Source organism: Pseudomonas sp. 14P5.3.2 (assembly GCF_057799175.1).
The window spans coordinates 33,844-52,140 of record NZ_JBYOKU010000003.1; the positions used below are offsets into that span (position 1 = coordinate 33,844).

General features: G+C 61.3%; 8 protein-coding genes. 4 read left to right on the forward strand and 4 right to left on the reverse strand.

Features of this window, described 5'->3' with window-relative positions:
• Positions 1-60: 60 nt before the first annotated feature.
• Complete coding sequence (locus AC27VU_RS03205) at positions 61-771, reverse strand: histidine phosphatase family protein (protein ID WP_488723383.1); 711 nt, start codon at positions 769-771, stop codon at positions 61-63.
• 205 nt (positions 772-976) lie between these two features.
• Between AC27VU_RS03205 and sohB the strand changes: the two genes are divergently transcribed.
• Positions 977-2,008, forward strand: coding sequence for a protease SohB (sohB, locus tag AC27VU_RS03210; RefSeq protein ID WP_003225526.1), 1,032 nt, complete (start codon positions 977-979; stop codon positions 2,006-2,008).
• 189 nt (positions 2,009-2,197) lie between these two features.
• Positions 2,198-7,027 carry an NEL-type E3 ubiquitin ligase domain-containing protein gene (locus tag AC27VU_RS03215; RefSeq protein ID WP_488723384.1) on the forward strand — a complete coding sequence of 1,610 codons (4,830 nt, stop codon included), beginning with the start codon at positions 2,198-2,200 and terminating at the stop codon, positions 7,025-7,027.
• Positions 7,028-7,084: 57 nt separating this feature from the next.
• On the opposite strand, the gene AC27VU_RS03220 is transcribed toward AC27VU_RS03215, so the two are convergent.
• Positions 7,085-7,579: a DUF934 domain-containing protein gene (locus tag AC27VU_RS03220; RefSeq protein ID WP_003225515.1), complete on the reverse strand. Its 495-nt coding sequence runs from the start codon at positions 7,577-7,579 to the stop codon at positions 7,085-7,087.
• Positions 7,563-9,221, reverse strand: coding sequence for a nitrite/sulfite reductase (locus AC27VU_RS03225; RefSeq protein WP_003225514.1), 1,659 nt, complete (start codon positions 9,219-9,221; stop codon positions 7,563-7,565). Before AC27VU_RS03225 ends, AC27VU_RS03220 begins: the two co-directional genes overlap by 17 nt.
• A 524-nt stretch (positions 9,222-9,745) precedes the next feature.
• On the opposite strand from AC27VU_RS03225, the gene AC27VU_RS03230 reads away from it, so the two are divergent.
• Positions 9,746-10,819 (forward strand): ABC transporter substrate-binding protein, encoded by a 1,074-nt coding sequence (locus AC27VU_RS03230; protein WP_488723385.1) that lies wholly within the window; start codon positions 9,746-9,748, stop codon positions 10,817-10,819.
• A 6-nt stretch (positions 10,820-10,825) separates the two neighbouring features.
• On the opposite strand, the gene AC27VU_RS03235 is transcribed toward AC27VU_RS03230, so the two are convergent.
• A complete protein-coding gene (locus AC27VU_RS03235; protein ID WP_003225504.1) occupies positions 10,826-11,044 on the reverse strand; it encodes a DUF2970 domain-containing protein in 219 nt (72 codons plus the stop codon).
• Positions 11,045-11,209: 165 nt separating this feature from the next.
• Here AC27VU_RS03235 and AC27VU_RS03240 point away from each other — a divergent pair, with 165 nt between their 5' ends.
• A complete protein-coding gene (locus AC27VU_RS03240; RefSeq protein WP_488723386.1) occupies positions 11,210-18,265 on the forward strand; it encodes an NEL-type E3 ubiquitin ligase domain-containing protein in 7,056 nt (2,351 codons plus the stop codon).
• The last annotated feature ends 32 nt before the right edge of the window (positions 18,266-18,297 follow it).

The following is an 18,297-nucleotide window of genomic DNA, read 5'->3' on the forward strand; positions in this document are numbered from 1 at the left end:
CGATCCTTTCTTGGGTAATAAGCGCTGGTTGATTACAGCACGGGTCACAGTTATCCGGACTCAGCGGAAAGTGATGAGTTCCGGAGCCTTCAGCAGTTGCAGATGTGCGTGACTGTTGAAGGAAGCCAAAGCCACCTCGCGACCGCGGAACTTCAGCTGGTTGAGCGAGGTGTTGACGATTTGCCAATTCAGTTCAAAGGCCTGCCGGGCAGGCATTTGGGTAATCAGGTGGAGCAGGGCGGTGATGGTGCCGCCGGAGGTGAACACGGCGATTTTCTGGTTGCCGTCGGCCTGTTCGAGGATCCGGTGCAGTCCGCCCTGTACTCGCTCGACGAAACCCAGCCAGCTTTCCAGCCCGGGGGTGTCGTAGGTGCCTGCCAGCCAGCGCTCGATGACCAGGGCGAAGATGCGCTGGAATTCGGCGCGGTTTTGCGCCGCGTTGCGCAGGATGTCGACGGCTTCCGGCTCGTCCGCCAGCATGGCGGGGATCAGGGCGCGGATGATCGCGTCGGCATCGAACTCGTTGAACGCGGAGTCGGTCTCCAGCGTCGGTACCGACAGGCCCTTGGCGGTGAACTGCTCCAGCGCGCTGGTGGCCGTGTGTTGCTGACGACGCAGGTCGCCCGCCAGGCAGCGATCGAAACGGATTCCCAGCTCGGCGAGGTGCTGGCCAAGGACTTCTGCCTGGCGCACACCGATCGGCGACAGGACGTCATAGTCGTCTGCACCAAAGGAGGCCTGGCCATGTCGAATCAAATAGATGCTGCCCACGTCCGCGTCATCCCGGTACGTTGAAGGTTGTGGCGAGGTTATGAGGATGAGGAAGTGCTGTCAATGAAAAAACATACGCTTGTTTGAAATGCCCGTTACAGGCCTGTTGCCAGAGGTTTCACGGCTGGTCGACGGGCCGACGCATGGGTATGCTGGAGCCATCCCGCGCGTGTTTCGTGTCCGCGCATTGTTTTAAGGAGTCTCTGTGGAGTTTTTGTCCGAATACGCCAGCTTCCTGGCCAAAACCGTGACCCTGGTCGTTGCCATTCTGGTGGTCCTGGCCAGTTTCGCTGCATTGCGCAGCAAGGGCCGGCGCAAGTCGGCGGGTCAGCTGCAGGTCAGCAAGCTCAACGATTTCTATAAAGGGCTGCGTGAGCGCCTGGAGCAGACCCTGCTCGACAAGGATCAGCTCAAGGCCTTGCGCAAGGGCCAGGCCAAGGCTGAGAAAGGCGAGAAGAAGCAGAAGAGTAAAACCGAGAGCAAATCCCGGGTGTTCGTGCTCGATTTCGACGGTGACATCAAAGCGTCGGCCACCGAGAGCCTGCGTCACGAAATCACCGCACTGCTGACTCTCGCCACACCAAAGGACGAAGTGGTACTGCGTCTGGAAAGTGGCGGCGGCATGGTTCACAGCTACGGCCTGGCGTCGTCGCAACTGGCGCGTATCCGCGAGGCCGGCGTGCCGCTGACCGTGTGCATCGACAAGGTCGCGGCCAGCGGCGGTTACATGATGGCCTGCATTGGCGAGAAGATCATCAGCGCACCGTTCGCGATCCTCGGTTCGATCGGCGTCGTCGCGCAGTTGCCCAACGTCAATCGCCTGCTGAAAAAGCACGACATCGACTTTGAAGTGCTGACTGCCGGTGAATACAAGCGCACCCTGACCGTGTTTGGCGAAAATACCGAAAAGGGCCGCGAGAAATTCCAGGAAGACCTGGACATTACTCATCAACTGTTCAAGAACTTCGTCGCCCGCTACCGCCCGCAGCTGGCCATCGACGAGGTCGCCACCGGTGAGGTCTGGCTCGGTGTCGCGGCGCTGGACAAACAGCTGGTGGACGAACTCAAGACCAGCGACGAGTACCTCGCCGACCGGGCAAAAAAGGCAGAGGTCTACCACCTGCACTACGCCGAACGCAAAAGCCTGCAGGAACGCATCGGCATGGCGGCCAGCGGTTCGGTGGATCGCGTGTTGCTGAACTGGTGGAGTCGTCTGACCCAGCAACGTTTCTGGTAATGCACTAAAACAATAGCCCCGTTCTCTGTCCTGCCGAGAACGGGGCTGTTTTGTTTTTTGGCGGTATATATGTATTTCTCGAGTTCGAATTGTTGATTCGAACCTCGCTGTTTTTATCGACTATTCACGCTTTTATATAAGGCAGCGCTCGGTAAGCTGGTGATACTTTTCAGCTGTCGAGTGTTCAATATGTCCTCTTTGTCGGTTCGTGATGCCATTCCTGTTTTGACGCCTGAACAGAAAGGCCTGTTTTTCGAGTTAATTAAAAACAATACACCGGACTGGTTGTTGGCGGCTCCCGGTGAGTTGCGTCATAAGCTCTATCAAAGCTTGATTGCCAGTCATCGCTCTCAGAGTGAAACCGGCAAGTCGCTGAGTAGCCTGAAGTCACCGCAAAGCTTCTGTGCGCCGCTGCTTGCCAAGGCGATGGCTGACAAGTTGGGTGAACCGCTGGATATCAATGGGGTGATCTTTCAGCACGTACGCTCGACCTCCAGCCTGCTGGGGCTGCGCAGGAAACTGGTATTGCCGATCGACCGTGATCTGTTGAGCGCCGCCTGTGAAAACTTTGAAGCAAGTGAAACCCAGGCGACAAATTACAACGAAACTTCGCTGATTTATATTCCCGAAAAGATAACCGGGCGCGAACCTCGGATATTGCCGCTACAACCACACGAATTTGCAACGCTGTGTCGGACTCTGGATCTGGGCAAGCAGTATCAGACGCATCTTCGGGCAGTATTCGATGTTGATGCTGAAGTTAATCCATTGCGCAACAAGTGCATTGCCAATTGGCGGAATCGATTTGATGTGGAAAGACATTTGGCACTGATGAAAAAATACATCAGTGCGGATGTACATCAGATGTTGCAGGCAGTAACAACTAACCACAGTCCAATCAAACTTGGCCATAATACCCTGGGTTATCAGGGGCTGCAGATGTTCGGGGTGACGCTGGGCGGCGCGCTGTTCATCGGGCCGGTCAGTGAACACGCCGACGACGACTACCGTTGCGTGGTCTACCTGCCGGGCGATCCATTACACCCGCTGAAGGAGTACGCCTCCTTCAGCGATTTCGAGAGGGAGTTGAGCGAGCGCCTGAAAAAGACGGCGTTCCGCAAGTTCTTCACTCGCTATATCAAGGTCCGTGAGCGCTTGCTCTGGGAGACAGAACTCGATGCCCGCCTGTATCCGCGCAGCAATTCGATGCTGCCACATGCCTCCGGCTATATCACGTTGTCCGGCATCGATTTCGCCGGTGATCCGTTCAGCATGACGTACCGCCAACATGCCGAGCAGACCCTGGCGGATGCCCGGCTGATGGTGGTTCCCACCGACGATGAAGACGAAAAAACCCGGCTGGCCCGACTGGATACCTACAAGACGATCGGCGTCGATCTGCTGCTGATGGCCGCATCGTTTATTCCCGTGCTGGGCGAAGTGTTGCTGGCAGCTACCGCGGTGCAGTTGCTCTGGACCGTCTATGAGGGCATTTCCAGCTGGACCCGGGGCGAGAAGGAGCAGGCAACGGATCACTTTTTCGATGTGGTCGAGAACCTGATCCTGCTGGCGGCGTTCGCGGCGGGAACACGGGCCGCGGGCGCCACGTTCAGAGTCGTTCGGTCATCGGCGTTCATCAAACGCTTGCGCATGATCAGCCTGCCCGCAGGCCAGGCCCGCTTGTGGAAGCCTGACCTGAGCGCCTATCGCCAGCAGCGCCTGCTGCCACAAGGCTTGCCACCCGATGAGCGCGGTTTGCGCTGGGTCGAAGGCCAGGCGTTCCTCACCCTGGACGCGCACCATTATGCCGTGCGCCCCAGGCCGCAGACCGAGTTGTGGGAAGTCCTGGCGCCGTCCGAGGTCGCCAACCGTTATTCGCCGGTGCTCGAAACCAATGGCAGCGGCGCCTGGCGCCATGACACCGAACTGGTGCAGGAGTGGGATCGCCTGACGCTGTTTCGCCGCTTCGGTTTTACCCGGGAACGAATCCCGGACGACGCCGCGTTGCGAGCCCTTGCCGTAAGCGGTGTCGAGGACAGCGTCCTGCGCCAGATTCACATTGATAACGGCCATCCTCCGGCGCTGCTCATCGATACGGTCCGGCGGTTTCGCGCCGACGCGACGGTGACTGAGTTTTTCGATCATTTGCAGACTCCGGCATCCGCGCCATTGGCAGACCCTGATCTGCAACTGCAGGTGCTCACGACATTGGCGGGCTGGCCGGCCGACAGCGCTATACAAGTCGTCGACTCGGCAGGAATCCGGGGCAATGTCTACGGCGCACCAACGGCCACGACTTCCTTGCGAATCACCCAACAGGCACTGGACAAGGGCCAACTGTATTCATGGCTGTTGTCGACCCTCGAAACCCGGCAGCGTGAGACTCTGCTTGGTCTGACGACCACGGATGCGGGAGAGCAAAGCCGCAAGCTCCTGCAAATTGTCAGTGAGCAAGCTGAAAGCCTGCGGGTGCAACTGTTCCAGCGGGTCTACCGACGCAGCGAAGCAGCGAGCAATGGCCGAGCGCAATTGCTGCTCGACAGGTTTGCCGATCTGCCGGCCAGCGTGGCCGAAGAACTGGTGGGCGACGCATTGATTGGCGAGGCGCAGGAGCTGGATGCCGGCCGTATACCATTGCGTCTGGCACAGGAGGTGCGGCGTTATTTGCAGGCTATCGCGGTCTGTCGCGCCTATGAAGGCCTGTATCTGGACAGTGGCGGTGGTTACGACACCAACCGCCTGGTGCTCGACACCCTTGAGCACCTGCCAGGCTGGTCGGGCACCCCGTTGATTGAAATTCTCGAATGGTCGGGCAGCTACGGTAACGTCGCCTCGATCGGCCCGGTCGACGCCCGCGAACGAATGCTGGTCAATGTGCTGGCAGACCGGGTCAGCGTCTTCGATGGCACCGAGCATCCCCTGACTGAATTTGCCGGACGCACCCGCGCACATTATTTTCAGGCGCTCTGGCACGGACTGTCGGCGCCGCGCAAAACCGCACTGGGCTTGCTGGCGGATGCCGGGGCCGAGGTGCTGCGCGAGAATATTACCCGGCTTGCTCTCCAGCGACGCATGACCTTTGCCGTGGCCATGGGCGATCGGCCCGGCGATTTTTCGCCGATGGGCCTGGCAGACCGTTCGCCGGCAGGGCCTGGTGCTCGCTCAAGTGCCAACATTTCAATCGCGGCGCGGCGTGCGCAGGAACTCTACCCGGCGTACGCTCCCGAGCAGATCCAGGCACTGCTCGCCACCCTGGGCAGCGACGAGATCGCGATTCTGATGAAGCTGGAAAAGCTGCGCCTGGAGTTTCTCGGCATCCGCGAAACCTTGAGTCGCTGGGTGAGCGGGCAAACCTGGAGTGCCGGTACCGATCGCGTATGGCAACTCGTGCCACAGTCAGCCAAGCTGCGCGCCATGCGCACCATCATCCGCAGTTGGCGCAAGGAGCCCGGACGGCCCGGTGACGGATTGCCCGACAGCTTGTGCCTGGCGCCAGAGCCTCTGGGCGAGTTGCCGCTGATCGTCGGCGATTTCAGCCACGTCACCCATCTGGTGATGGACGGCGTGGCGCCTACGCTGGGGTTCAACGCTTTTTTGCAGAATTTCAGTCATCTGCGCAGCCTCTCGCTGCGGGAAAATGACCTGACGCAGCTGCCTCCGGCCCTGAACAACATGGCTTGGCTGACGGAGCTGGACCTGAGCAACAACCAGCTGCATTTGTCGTCCGTTTCAGCGTCTGCGCTTGAGCAACTGACCAGGTTGCGCGTACTTGACCTGGACCTGAATCCGCATCTTTCGCACGCCCCCGACGTCAGCTTGCTGGCTGATCTGGAAAGCCTGAAGTTGCGTGGCTGCGCCCTTGAGCAATGGCCTCGGGGCATTGCCGGATTGGCGCGGTTGCGTCTGCTTGATCTGCGCGACAACCAGATCACCGCGCTGCCAGCGGCGGCGTTCGATGGGCCGGCAGCGCTCAGTCGCGCCACCCGGCTGCATGGCAATCCGCTGTCGGCGGAAACGCTGCAACAGATTGCGACGTATCAGCAGGCGAACGGCGTCAGTTTCGGCGTGACGATTCCGACCTATCAGCGCTTGTCGCAACTGAGCGTGGCGTTTGATGGCCAGAGCGCGCGCTGGCTGGTGGGCAGCCCCGAGGCCGAAGCGGCACCGCGCCGCACCACTTGGGACGCGGTGCGGGCGGCGCCCGGCTCGCGGGATTTTTTCAATGTACTGGCGCACTTGGTTCATACGGCCGATTACACGCAGATTTACCCCTACTTCAGCCAGCGGGTGTGGAATGTGGTAGAGGCGGCAGCCGAGGATGCGCGCTTGCGTACGGAGTTGTTTCGTACCGCGCGGGCCGGGGCCATCAGTGTCGATGGCTATTCGGCGGTGTTCAGCGAGATGGAGGTTCAGGTCTTGTGTTTTCGGGCCAGGCTGGCGGCAGGACTGGGCGGCGCGCCGCTGGAGTGGCAACTGACGCATCTGCTCAGGGGGTTGTTTCGCCTGCAGGAGCTGGAGGAGCGAGTGCTGGCTGATATCAACAGTCGCCACCAGCCGGGGGTTCACGAACAGGCGCTGGAATACAGCCTGGCCTACCGCGTGGGGTTGGCCGAGCGCCTGAATCTGCCGGGCCAGCCACACACGCTGAGCCGTCCCTTGCAGGTCGAAGTGTCGCCGGCGGATCTGGATGAGGTGTATCAGGCCGTCATGCGCGTCGAGCGCACTCGTGCATTCTCCGACTGGTGCAGCGGCCAGCGGTTCTGGATCGAGTTTCTCGAATCCACCCAGGCGCCGTCCTTCGTTGCCGTCAGGGAGCGCAGCGCGCAGGCATTGGCACAACTGGAGGGGCAGGCAGGGCTTTCCCGTGAAGCGGCGGCGGTGCAGATGAATGCAATCCACGACAACTTCCGCAACGAACGTCAGGCGTTGCTTCGTCGGCTCACCGAGGAGGCCCTGGCGCGCAACCCGGTCAATGAAGTTGCAGGGAGCCGCGATGTTGATGAAGAGGCGTCAGTCTGACTGAGCTTCGAAGGGCAGGGGAAGAACGCCTTGAGCAACGGCTCAAGGCGTTTTCGATCAGCGGCGACGGAACAGCGGCAGCGGTTCGTCAGTGGCGGCCTGGTAGGTCACCGAGAAGTCTTTCAGGCTTTCCAGTGCATCGTACGGGTCCTTGTCGGCGCGCAGGGCGAACGCATCGAAACCGCAACGGCGCATGTAGAACAGCTGATCGCGCAGCACATCGCCAATCGCCCGCAGTTCACCTTTGAAACCGTAGCGGTCACGCAGCAGGCGGGCGTTGGAGTAGTTGCGGCCATCGGTGAAGGCCGGGAAGTTCAGGGCAATCACCTGGAACTGCGAGACGTCGGCACCGATTTCCTCGGCTTCTTCATCGGCATCCAGCCATACGCCCAGCCCGCCATCGCGGGCCTTGAGCGCGTGAGCATGATCACGCCACAGGGCCAGCGGCACGATCAGGTCGTCGCAGTTGGAGATACCGTCAAGGGTCGCGTCCTTGGGCAGCAAGTGCCAGGTTTCGTCGACCACCTCGTTGTTCTTAATGATTCGCTGCATAGACGCGTTCCTTGAAGAGGTCGATGCCAATACGCTGGTAGGTGTCGATGAAGCGCTCGTCTTCGGTGCGTTGTTCAACGTACACGTCGATCAGCTTCGAGATCACGTCCGGCATGTCGTCCTGGGCGAAGGACGGGCCGAGGATCTTGCCCAGGCTCGCGTCACGGCTGGCGCTGCCGCCGAGGGACACTTGGTAAAACTCTTCACCTTTCTTGTCCACCCCGAGGATGCCGATGTGGCCGACGTGGTGGTGACCGCAGGCGTTCATGCAACCGGAGATGTTCAGGTCTAGCTCACCGATGTCGAACAGGTAGTCCAGGTCGTCGAAACGGCGCTGGATCGATTCGGCGATCGGGATCGACTTGGCGTTGGCCAGGGAGCAGAAATCGCCGCCCGGGCAGCAGATGATGTCGGTCAGCAGACCGATGTTCGGCGTGGCGAAACCGCCTTCACGCAGCTCGCCCCACAGGGTGAACAATTGGCTCTGCTCGACGTCGGCCAGAATGATGTTCTGCTCGTGGGAAGTACGCAGTTGACCGAAGCTGTAGCGCTCGGCCAGATCGGCGACGGCGTCCAGTTGCTTGTCGGTGATGTCGCCCGGAGCAACGCCGGTCGGTTTCAGCGACAGGGTCACGGCCACATAGCCCGGCTTCTTGTGCGCCAGGGTGTTGCGCGAGCGCCAGCGGGCGAAGCCCGGGTGTTCCTTGTCGAGTTCGGCCAGTTGGGCAGTCTGATTGTCCAGAGCCTTGTAGTCCGGGTCGACGAAGTGCTTGGCAACGCGATGCAGTTCGGCTTCGGTCAGTGTGGTCTGACCACCGCGCAGGTGTTCCATCTCGGCATCGACTTTCTGCGCGAACACTTCAGGGGTCAGCGCCTTGACGAGGATCTTGATCCGCGCCTTGTATTTGTTGTCGCGACGGCCATAGCGGTTGTACACACGCAGGATGGCGTCGAGGTAGCTCAACAGGTCCTGCCACGGCAGGAACTCGTTGATGAACGCGCCGACCACCGGGGTACGGCCCAGACCACCGCCGACCAGTACGCGGAAGCCCAGCTCGCCGGCGGCGTTGTGTACCGGCTCAAGGCCGATGTCGTGGACTTCGATGGCCGCACGGTCAGCGGTCGAGCCGTTGACGGCGATCTTGAATTTGCGCGGCAGGTAGGCGAATTCCGGATGGAACGTGGTCCACTGACGGACGATCTCGCACCACGGACGCGGGTCGATCAGTTCGTCTGCAGCGACACCGGCGAACTGGTCGGTGGTGACGTTGCGCAGGCAGTTGCCGCTGGTCTGGATCGCGTGCATCTGCACGGTGGCAAGTTCGGCGAGGATGTCCGGGATGTCTTCCACCGCCGGCCAGTTGAACTGCACGTTCTGCCGGGTACTGATGTGGGCGTAGCCCTTGTCGTAGTCACGGGCAATCTTGGCCATCATGCGCACCTGACGCGAGGTCAGTTGGCCGTAAGGCACTGCCACGCGCAACATCGGCGCGAAACGCTGGATGTACAGGCCATTTTGCAGGCGCAGGGGGCGGAATTCTTCTTCGCTCAGCTCACCTGCCAGATAGCGTCGGGTCTGATCACGGAACTGCTTGACGCGGTCCTCGATGATCCGCTGATCGTACTCGTCGTATACGTACATATAAGTCCTGTTCTCAGGCTTTGGGCTACTCGGAAAACGCTGCGTTTTCGCTTGCTGGAGTCCGATGGTGCCTCTGCAATTACGCGCGCACGGCCGCGCACTCCCTAACGGAGCCGGGGCAATATACCCGTTTGCAGTTATGCGCAAAAGTGATGTTTGAGTATATGTAAAGAACCAAATCGCCTAACGAGAATGGTTGTTGATTAACCCACATTTGTCGCGGGGACAATCATCGTCTTAACTGTGATCGAGTCTTTCTGCAATCACCGATAAAACCGACAAGAGGCGATGCAATGAGCAATCCGACCAAGGCAAAAAAAAGCGATAGCAGTGTCGATGCGTGGGCCATTCTGTTCCTGATCATTCTCGTAGTAGGGACGGCGGTATTCTGGGTCAGTCATCAGTAAACGACCGATTCGGGCCCGCCTCCGACGATTGTCGGACAAAAAACGGGATCAGGCGTCAGTAGCCGCTGATTCGGGGGCTATAATGCGCGGCCATTTTTCCCCGGGCCCGAATCATTCATGTTGAAGTTTTTCCACCTCAGTCTCCTGCTGCTCGGTGCGGTTTTCGGACCCACGGCCCGGGCTGAGTCGGTGCTGTTCCTCAATCCGGGTACCACCCAGGAAGCGTTCTGGGTCAGCTATTCGCAATTCATGCAGGCGGCGGCCCGGGACCTGGGCGTCGACTTGCAGATCCTCTATTCCCAGCGCCAGCCGGAATTCACTTTGGCCCAGGCCAGAGTTGCCCTGCAGGGACCGAATCGTCCCGACTATCTGGTGTTCGTCAACGAGCAGTACGTGGCGCCCCAGATCCTGCGTATGGCGGAGGGCAGCGGGGTCAAACTGTTCATGGTCAACGCGGTGCTGACCGCCGATCAGCAGGCGCTGATCGGGGAGCGGCCTGATCGCATCGGCAGCCTGGTGCCCAATGACGAGGAGGGCGGCTACCTGATGATGAAGGAGCTGATTCGCCTGCATCCGCCCGTGGCACGGGGTGAGTCGATCGAGGTGCTGGCATTCTCCGGCCTGAAGATCACCCCGTCGGCGCAATTGCGCGAACGGGGCATGCAGCGCGCCCTCGCCGAACATCCCCAGGTGCGGCTGCGGCAACTGGTCTACGGCGAGTGGACACAGCAGCGCGCCTACGAACAGGCACGACAACTGGTCGGCCGTTATCCGAACGTATCGCTGGTGTGGTCGGCCAATGACGAAATGGCGTTCGGCGCAATGCGCGCGTTCGCCGAAGTGGGCAAGGTGGCGGGCAAGGATGTGCTGTTCAGTGCGGTCAATACCTCGTCCGAGGCGTTGCGCGCAGTGGTCGATGGACGCTTGAGCGCGCTGGTGGGCGGACACTTCACCCTCGGTGGCTGGGCGCTGGTGGAGTTGCACGACTATGAGCAGGGCGTCGATCTGGATCTTCATGGCGGGCGTGACCGTCAATTGCCGCTGCTGCAACTGATCGACAAGCGTCAGGCTCGGCAAATACTGGCCATGGGCGCTTCGCCGGATTACGGTGTGAGTTTTCGCAAACTGTCCGCCAAGGGGCGCCCCGCGTCCTATCGCTACCCGTTCAACCTGCAGACCCTGATGCACTGAACCCTGTCACACCCCGGCAAAGTGCAGCACCAGCTTGACGATGGCAAACAGCGTCAAGGCAAACATCGCGGTAAACAGGATACCCAGCAGCACGAAATGGCTGGGTTTGCCATGAGTGAAGTCACGTGCCCGGTTTTTCCCGCTCTGCACGCCGAACGCCGCGGCCATGACGCTGTGCAGCATCTGCCAGAAGCTCGGTGGCTTGTTGTCGACTGGATCGTCCATAAATCCCCCGTCTCAAAGGCTGTTCCGACAGCATAGTCAATGCGCCGGTTTGTGCTGCGCCGGCGAAGTGTCCGGTAACAAACGGGTGTCGATGCGATAACTATGTACCGCACACCGGCTGCGGGGAAATGGTGTCCTGACGTCTCACTTTTCAGGAGAGACAGGATGTCCACTCAACTCCCGACGTTGCCCGTCGAAACACGCGCCCCGCGCAATCTGCCCGGTGCAAGCGCGCCGACTCGAACCGGCCCAAGCCTGCATGGTCCGTTGCTGGAACAGACGATTCCCGACTGGCTGGTCGACGCCACACCGGCCCGGCGTGCGGCCTTGAAACAAGCCCCCACGCGGATGCCGGCCTGGCATCAGGCGTTGTCCGCTGCACAGCAGCAGGGCTTGACCGAGCAGGTCACGGCCGGGTTTCGCGCCCAGACCCGACTGGACCAGACCATGGCGGGCCTGGAGGGCATCGAGGCTTTTGCCCAGGCGCTGCTGGTCAAGGCGCTCAAGGCGCAATTCAACGTCGAGGTCGACGTCAACAAGACATTGCTGTGCCTGCGGCGTCCGCTGGAACTCGGCGTGCTCGAAGTGGAAGTCTCCACTTTCGAAGTTCTCAAACTGTCGCTGCTGCAGGCAGCGTTGCACAACTTCGAGGCCTGGGAGTGCGAGGAGGGGGCCTATCATCGCGCCTCGGGGTTCGTCGTCGAGACCGCGACTGCCGGCACGTTCCAGGTGGTCACTCCCGGCATCACGGTGCGTGAGTTTCTGGCGCTGTGCCGCTCGCTGGACATCGGAGCGCTGTACCAGACCCGGGTGAACAGCTTTTTCAACGATACGCAGGCACTGCGCGAACAGTTCATCGACAGCCAGAAAGGTGCCTTGCGCGCCGCAGCCGAACTGGCCCTGCTGAAAAAGGACATCGAAGCCGACGACTATCGCATGCTCCTGTCGGTTGTCGCCGGCGAAATGCGTCCGCAATTGCGCAACAAACCGGTGTGGTTCCGCGACCTGGGCCTGATGAAACGGCGGATGACCGGCTGCGTGGTGTTCAGCATCTGTGAGCGCTATCGCTACACCGATGATTTCATTGTCTACATCCCCCACGATCCGGAGCAGCCGCTCAAACGCTGCAACTTCACGCAGTTGAACGCAATGCTCAAGCGCCGCTTCACGGCGCGGGATCCGGCGGCGGCGCCAGGCGATGCAACCGCCTACCAGCGGTTTTTCAGCCAGTTCGTGGCGTATGCCGATCGCCCGTACTATTTCAGTCAGTTCACCCGCCCGGCCGCGACCACACCCGTGGATCCGCTGCATTCGGTGTGGGTGAAAGTCGCGCAGTTGATCCCGCCGTTTTCTGTTATCGCGCGGATCAAGGAACTGCCGCCCGAGCGTCAGGGCCAACGCGAGCCGCAGGAGGATCCTTACCTCAATCCGGTGGATGTCACGCACCAGGGCTCGGCCGGGCTCTGGGCGGAAAACAGCGATCTGTGGGCTTACCTGTACGAACAGCATCGCGCCCGATTCATCGCCGATGCTCGGGCGCATGCGGTGCCGACCGCCGATGCGGATGCCAAGGCCCGTGCGCGAAAGCTCAACCATCTGCTGGAGCTGGGCATGTTCGCCCTGAACATGGTGTCGATGTTCGTGCCGGTGCTGGGCGAGGTGATGATGACGGTGATGGCCGGGCAACTGCTCTACGAATCGCTTGAAGGCGTGGTCGAGTGGTCCGAAGGTGATCGTCAGGCCGCCAAGGCGCACCTGGTCGATGTGGCGCAGAACCTCGCGCTGATCGGGGTCATGGGCGGTGTGGGCAAAGCCTTCGGCAAATTGAATGCAGTCAAGCCCGAGCCGCTGATCGAGGCGCTGGAACCGGTCGAATGTCCCGACGGCAAGACCCGTCTGTGGCAGCCCGACCTGACGCCCTATGAGAGCCCGGTCAGTCTGGACGCGGCAACCGGCCCCGATGCGCAGGGCCTGTATCGCCTGAACGGCGATACCTGGATTCGCCGGGAGGGCAAGGTGTACCGCACGCAGTACGACGAAAGCCTGCAGAAGTGGCGCATTCTGCACCCGAGCGATCCCACCGCCTATCAACCGATCCTGCAGCACAACCGCCTCGGCGCGTGGCGACATACGCTGGAGCGCCCGCTGACCTGGGATCGACTGACGATGCTCAGGCGTCTCGGACACTCGACCGAGGCCTTTTCCGACCAGCAGTTGCTGGAGATTGCCGATGTCAGCGGCGTCAGCGACGACGCGCTGCGCCAAACGCACCTGGAGCACCAGCCTGCGCCGCTGGCACTGGCCGACACGTTGCGCCTGTACGCAGCTGATCAGGCCACAGGGCGGATCATCGATCAGGTTGAGCAAGGCTTGCCACTCGACGAACAGTATCTGCTGACGCTGCCATTGCTGGGCGAGATGCCGCGCTGGCCGAGCGGACGGGTGCTCGAGGTTTTCGACGGACCCGGGCTGAGCGGGGCACATGTGCGGTATGGCGCGTCGCTGCTGCCGGGTGAACGTCTCAAGGCACCGATCCGCGTGTCGCGCGCCGATGTGCTTGAAGGGCAGTTGCCCGCGCGGATCCTGGCGGCGCTGGACGAGCCGGAGATCCAGTGGATGCTCGGAAGGGAGCCCGCCCGCGTCGTCGAATCGCGCCCGGCCGAGTTGCGAAAACAGTTGGCCGAGCACATGAAAAGCCGCCAGCCGGCGATGTTCGAACAGCTGTATGCCGAGCCGCAACTGCAGGATCCGCACATCGCCAGGCTACAAGCCGCGACCCCCGGCCTGGGCAGCTCTGCCGCGGCCCGGGTGTTGCTCAACGCCAACGCCGAAGAACTGGCCCGCCTGCAAACCGGCAAACGCGTGCCGTTGCGGCTGCTGGAGGAATCACGCGAGTACGCGCGCCAGCGCCGCTTCGATCACGCGGTGGCGGGTTTGCACATGGAAAACATGGCCACCGGCGAACGCCAGTGGCTGGCCCTGCGCGCGCTGCAAAGGCTGCGCGGCTGGCGCGATGATGTGCGGCTGGAGGTGCGCGAGGGCAGTTTCCAGGGGCCGTTGCTCGACAGCATTGGCAGCGAAAGCGCCGGGCAGACCAAATACCTGGTCAAGCGCGGGTCGGTCTATCAGGCGTTCGACGAGCGCGGCGAACCCCTCAACAGCGTGCCGCGTCACGGCGACAATTTCTTCGCTTCGATCATGCATGCATTGCCTGATCAATCCCGGCAGTCACTGGGGTTTGCCGATGTCTCCGCCAGCCTCGACCTGCGTCGGGCGGTGATCGAGCATGTCATGCAGCACCGCAGCGAACTGGTACGGCTGGCGGCCAAACGCCAAGGCGCAAGCAAAGTGTTCAAAGCGCCGGTGCGCGTGCCTCGGCATGGGCCGGGCTATTACGCCAGCGGTCGCGGACTGGGCGTCAATCCGCTGCTGGTGAGCCGGGTGCAGGACCTCTATCCGGCGCTGACCGATCAACAGGCCGGCGCTTTTATCCTCAAACAGTTGTCGCTGGGCAAGAGCGATGCGCAGATTTATGAGCTGTTGCAACGGCGCACGCGTGAATGGACTGAGCTTGAGTCAACGCTTGACCAATGGGAGGGCACGGAAGCGTTGATGGATGCGCCGGCAATCATGGGCGGAAAGTCCAGTGTCGTGCGCAATCTCAAGCAGAGCTGGCGCAACGCCCCCCTGGCGGACATCCAGTCGGGGGCCGGGCGACTCGACCTGGCCTGCGACGAGCAATTGCCCGCATTAACCGCAGATTTCTCCCACGTCCGTGACTTGAGTATTCGCGGGCGGTGCATCACCGATGGCAATGCCGATGCGCTGCTCGCCACCTTCACGCAGGTCAGAAGTCTGCGCATCAATGCCACCAGCGAAACGTTCAGCAACGTACCGGCTGCCTTGAGCGCAATGCCTGAACTGCGAGAATTGACCCTCTACAGCGCGATGCCGTTCGCCGCCGACATGCCGGTGCGGTTGAGCCAACTGACCCAGTTGCAGGCACTGACGGTGTGTGCGTCCAGCTATCAGGCGATTGCTTTTGACTTCAGCGCGCTGCGTAATTTGCGCCGATTGGAAATCAATACACACGGCTTGCTCGAGTGGCCCGCCGGCACCCTGCAGTTGCCCAATCTGGAGCGCCTGAATCTCAGCGACACGGGCATCAGCACGTTGCCAGCGGAGTTGCTTGAAGGGCACGAGAAACTCTGGTCGGGACTGTCCCTCGACTGGTCGAGGTTTTCCCGGGAAAACTTCAAGGTTGCGTACGAATACGTGAAAAGCCATCCCGAACACCTCATTGATCGAGAGGCGATGGTCAGGGATTACTGCAAAGGTGAACTGCGTCGTTTGGGCGAGGGTACGAGCACGTCGCCGGAGCAGGTGTTCAACCGTTTCTTTGAACGCTGGCCGGACGAACCGCAGCGTGTCAGCGCCATCGACGCCTTGAGCGAGCAATACGCAACGCTGGATCGCGGCCTCAATGACTGGCAACAGCAAGTGTTGGTATCGCAGGAATCACTCAAGGAAATCATCGGCCGTTCCAATGCGGCCCATGTCATCCGGACCGGTTGGCGCAAAGGTCTGTTCAAACGCTATGGCTCGACGGTTTCCGCCTCGACCCTGGATTTGTCGGGGCTGATGCTCAGCGATCTACCGCCGTTGCCTGCCGAGGCATTCAGCCATGTGCGCAGCTTGCTGTTGCAGGGCCAGCGTGTGGGCGCGGCGCAGATGCGCAGCTTCGTCAGCGCGTTCGACGAGCTCAAGACTCTCGACCTGAGTGACAACTCGCTGGAGGCGTTGCCATTGCAGCCGGAGCGGCTGGCCAGGCTGTCGCGGCTGGATTTCTCCGCAAACCGGTTGAGCGACACCTTGCAGGTGCAAAAAACACTGGAGGCCTTGCCCGCCCTCGAATACCTGGACCTGCACGACAACCCACTGACCGACTTGAACGTCGGTCGGTTGGGGCGCCTGAAGGCCCTGAGTCTGCGCGACACGAGGATACAAAACTGGCCGACGGGCGCCGAGGATTTGCCGCAGTTATCCTGGGTCGATCTGCGCAACAGTCAGATCGCCGCGCTGCCGCCGACCCTGCTCGAAAGTCATGCGTTGATCCATACCAATCTGACCGGTGCACCGTTGACGGCGCAAGCGTCCGAGGCGCTGCGAGCAGCGCAGCACCGCATCGAACTGGAAGTCGGTTTGCCGGAGGGCGCATTGGCGGCGTTTGCCAACGAGCCGGTGCCTGACGTCTTTCCCCCGGCCGAGGATGGTTTGTCGATCAGCCGCCATCTGCTGCCGCTGGCTCAGGCGTCTGTCAGTGAAGGGCAGGCCTGGATGATCGAAAGCCTGCAACGGATACAACCGGCCCTGACCGATGAGCAGGCCTTGCAGGCCATCGAAGAGTTGCGCGGCAGCGGGCTTGCGGATACGCAGATCAGCGCACGCATCGCCGGCTGGAGCGAGACTTACGATACCCTGGTGCGCACCCTCAATGGCTGGCTCTACACCCGGAATTTCCGCGGAACCGACTGGTCCATCTCGTCGCAGACCCGCAACCTGGCGGCCTGGCGCATCCTCACCTGCTGGCGGGCACGATTGCCCGGCGCGCAGGCTCAGGCGGAGGTTGTGCTGCATCTCAACGGGCTGCAACTGGGCGATCTGCCCCGGCTGCCCCAGGACTTTGCCCACGTCGAGCGCCTGAACCTGACAGGTGTGATGCTCACGGCCGAGGGTTCCAACGATTTTCTTGCGGCGTTTAACCAAGTACGCAATCTGGTGCTCAACGGCAATGAGCTGACAACGTTGCCGGAAGCGGTCCGGCACATGAGTGCGCTGGAATGGCTGGAGCTTTCCAGCAATGGGTTCGACGACGCGGGGCCTCTGTACGAGGCGTTGTCCGGTCTTGAACATCTGCGCTGGCTGGATGTGAGCTACAACAATTTCGAGGCATTCGATGTCAGTTTCCTGCCTCGCCTGGAGAGCCTTGATCTTGCCAGCAACAACCTCACCGAATGGCCGGCCGGTACGCTCGACGCGCAATACCTGCGAAGGCTGGTACTGAGTCGCAACGACATCACCACGATTCCTGAGTCAGCGCTCGAGGGTGACCATGATGACCTGATCGGCGGCACCGACCTGACCGACAACTACAACCTCTCGCCACAGACGCTGGAGCAGATCAGGGCGTATCAGACGCGCACCGGCTACCAGCAGGTCCTGGGTTTTTCGGTTACGGAGCTGGAGGAAATGGTCGATGACGCCACCGGCGGGCTGAGCGAAACCACCGACAGTTTCGAGTCCGACGAGACCCTGCCGCCGGAACCGGCGGATGTCCAGCAGAGGGCTCCGTGGCTGGCCAATCTGGCACCCGAACAGATGGTCACTCGCGGCCAGTTGTGGGACCAGTTGGCGGCCGAGCCGGACAGCGCGGCGTTCTTTCATTTGCTCGAACGTCTGCAGGATACCCGCGAATTCAGGATCGCCAATGCCGATCTGACCCGACGGGTGTGGACGGTCATGGAAGCCGCCGCCAGCAATACGCAACTGCGCGAGGTCATCTTCGCCGGTTCCACCACCCATGGCACCTGCGTTGACGGACGGATCCTCACCTTCAGCGGCCTGGAGAGCAAAGTGTTCACCTATAACGCCTTGCTCGATTTGCCGGCCGGTCGTCCGGGTATCAGGGGGCAGGCCTTGTTGGCGTTGTCACGCCAGCTGTTTCGCCTGGACAAAGTCGATGAGCTGGCGCGCAGCGCCGCGGCCAGCAGCGGTTTTGACGAAGCGGAGGGGCGCCTGGGCTATCGCATCGGGCTGACCGGGGGCTGGGACGACGGGCTGGAATTGCCGGGACAACCGAAAAACATGACGTTCGCGTCCGGCGTTACCCCGCAGCAACTGGTCAACGCCCGGGCCGAGATACTCAACGCGGAACGCTCCGAGCGGTTTCTGGAGGACCTGATTCAGCGCGACTACTGGCTCGACTACCTGCGCGAGCAGCAGCCTGAAGCATTCAGCAAGCTCGATGAAGCGCAATGGCAGGAGGAGGGCGAAGATGAAGGGCTAAGTGTCGACGATCCACTGTATCTGAACAGGCTGTTCGACCAGGCGGCCGAGCGCAATGCCCGGCTCATCGAGTTATCGCGACAGGAGATCGAACAGATCGAATCGTCTGCCTCCGCACCGAGGCCCGGCTCGTCCAGGTCGTTGTCAGGCGCGTAAAGCATGGTGACGGTCAATCCCCGGCACCCCCG

Bases quoted from the DNA above. Each gene is read 5' to 3' on its own strand.
- AC27VU_RS03215 (WP_488723384.1), top strand. From the start codon at position 2,198: ATGTCCTCTTTGTCGGTTCGTGATGCCATTCCTGTTTTGACGCCTGAA.
- AC27VU_RS03225 (WP_003225514.1), bottom strand. From the start codon at position 9,221: ATGTACGTATACGACGAGTACGATCAGCGGATCATCGAGGACCGCGTC.
- AC27VU_RS03220 (WP_003225515.1), bottom strand. From the start codon at position 7,579: ATGCAGCGAATCATTAAGAACAACGAGGTGGTCGACGAAACCTGGCAC.
- AC27VU_RS03240 (WP_488723386.1), top strand. From the start codon at position 11,210: ATGTCCACTCAACTCCCGACGTTGCCCGTCGAAACACGCGCCCCGCGC.
- AC27VU_RS03235 (WP_003225504.1), bottom strand. From the start codon at position 11,044: ATGGACGATCCAGTCGACAACAAGCCACCGAGCTTCTGGCAGATGCTG.
- AC27VU_RS03230 (WP_488723385.1), top strand. From the start codon at position 9,746: ATGTTGAAGTTTTTCCACCTCAGTCTCCTGCTGCTCGGTGCGGTTTTC.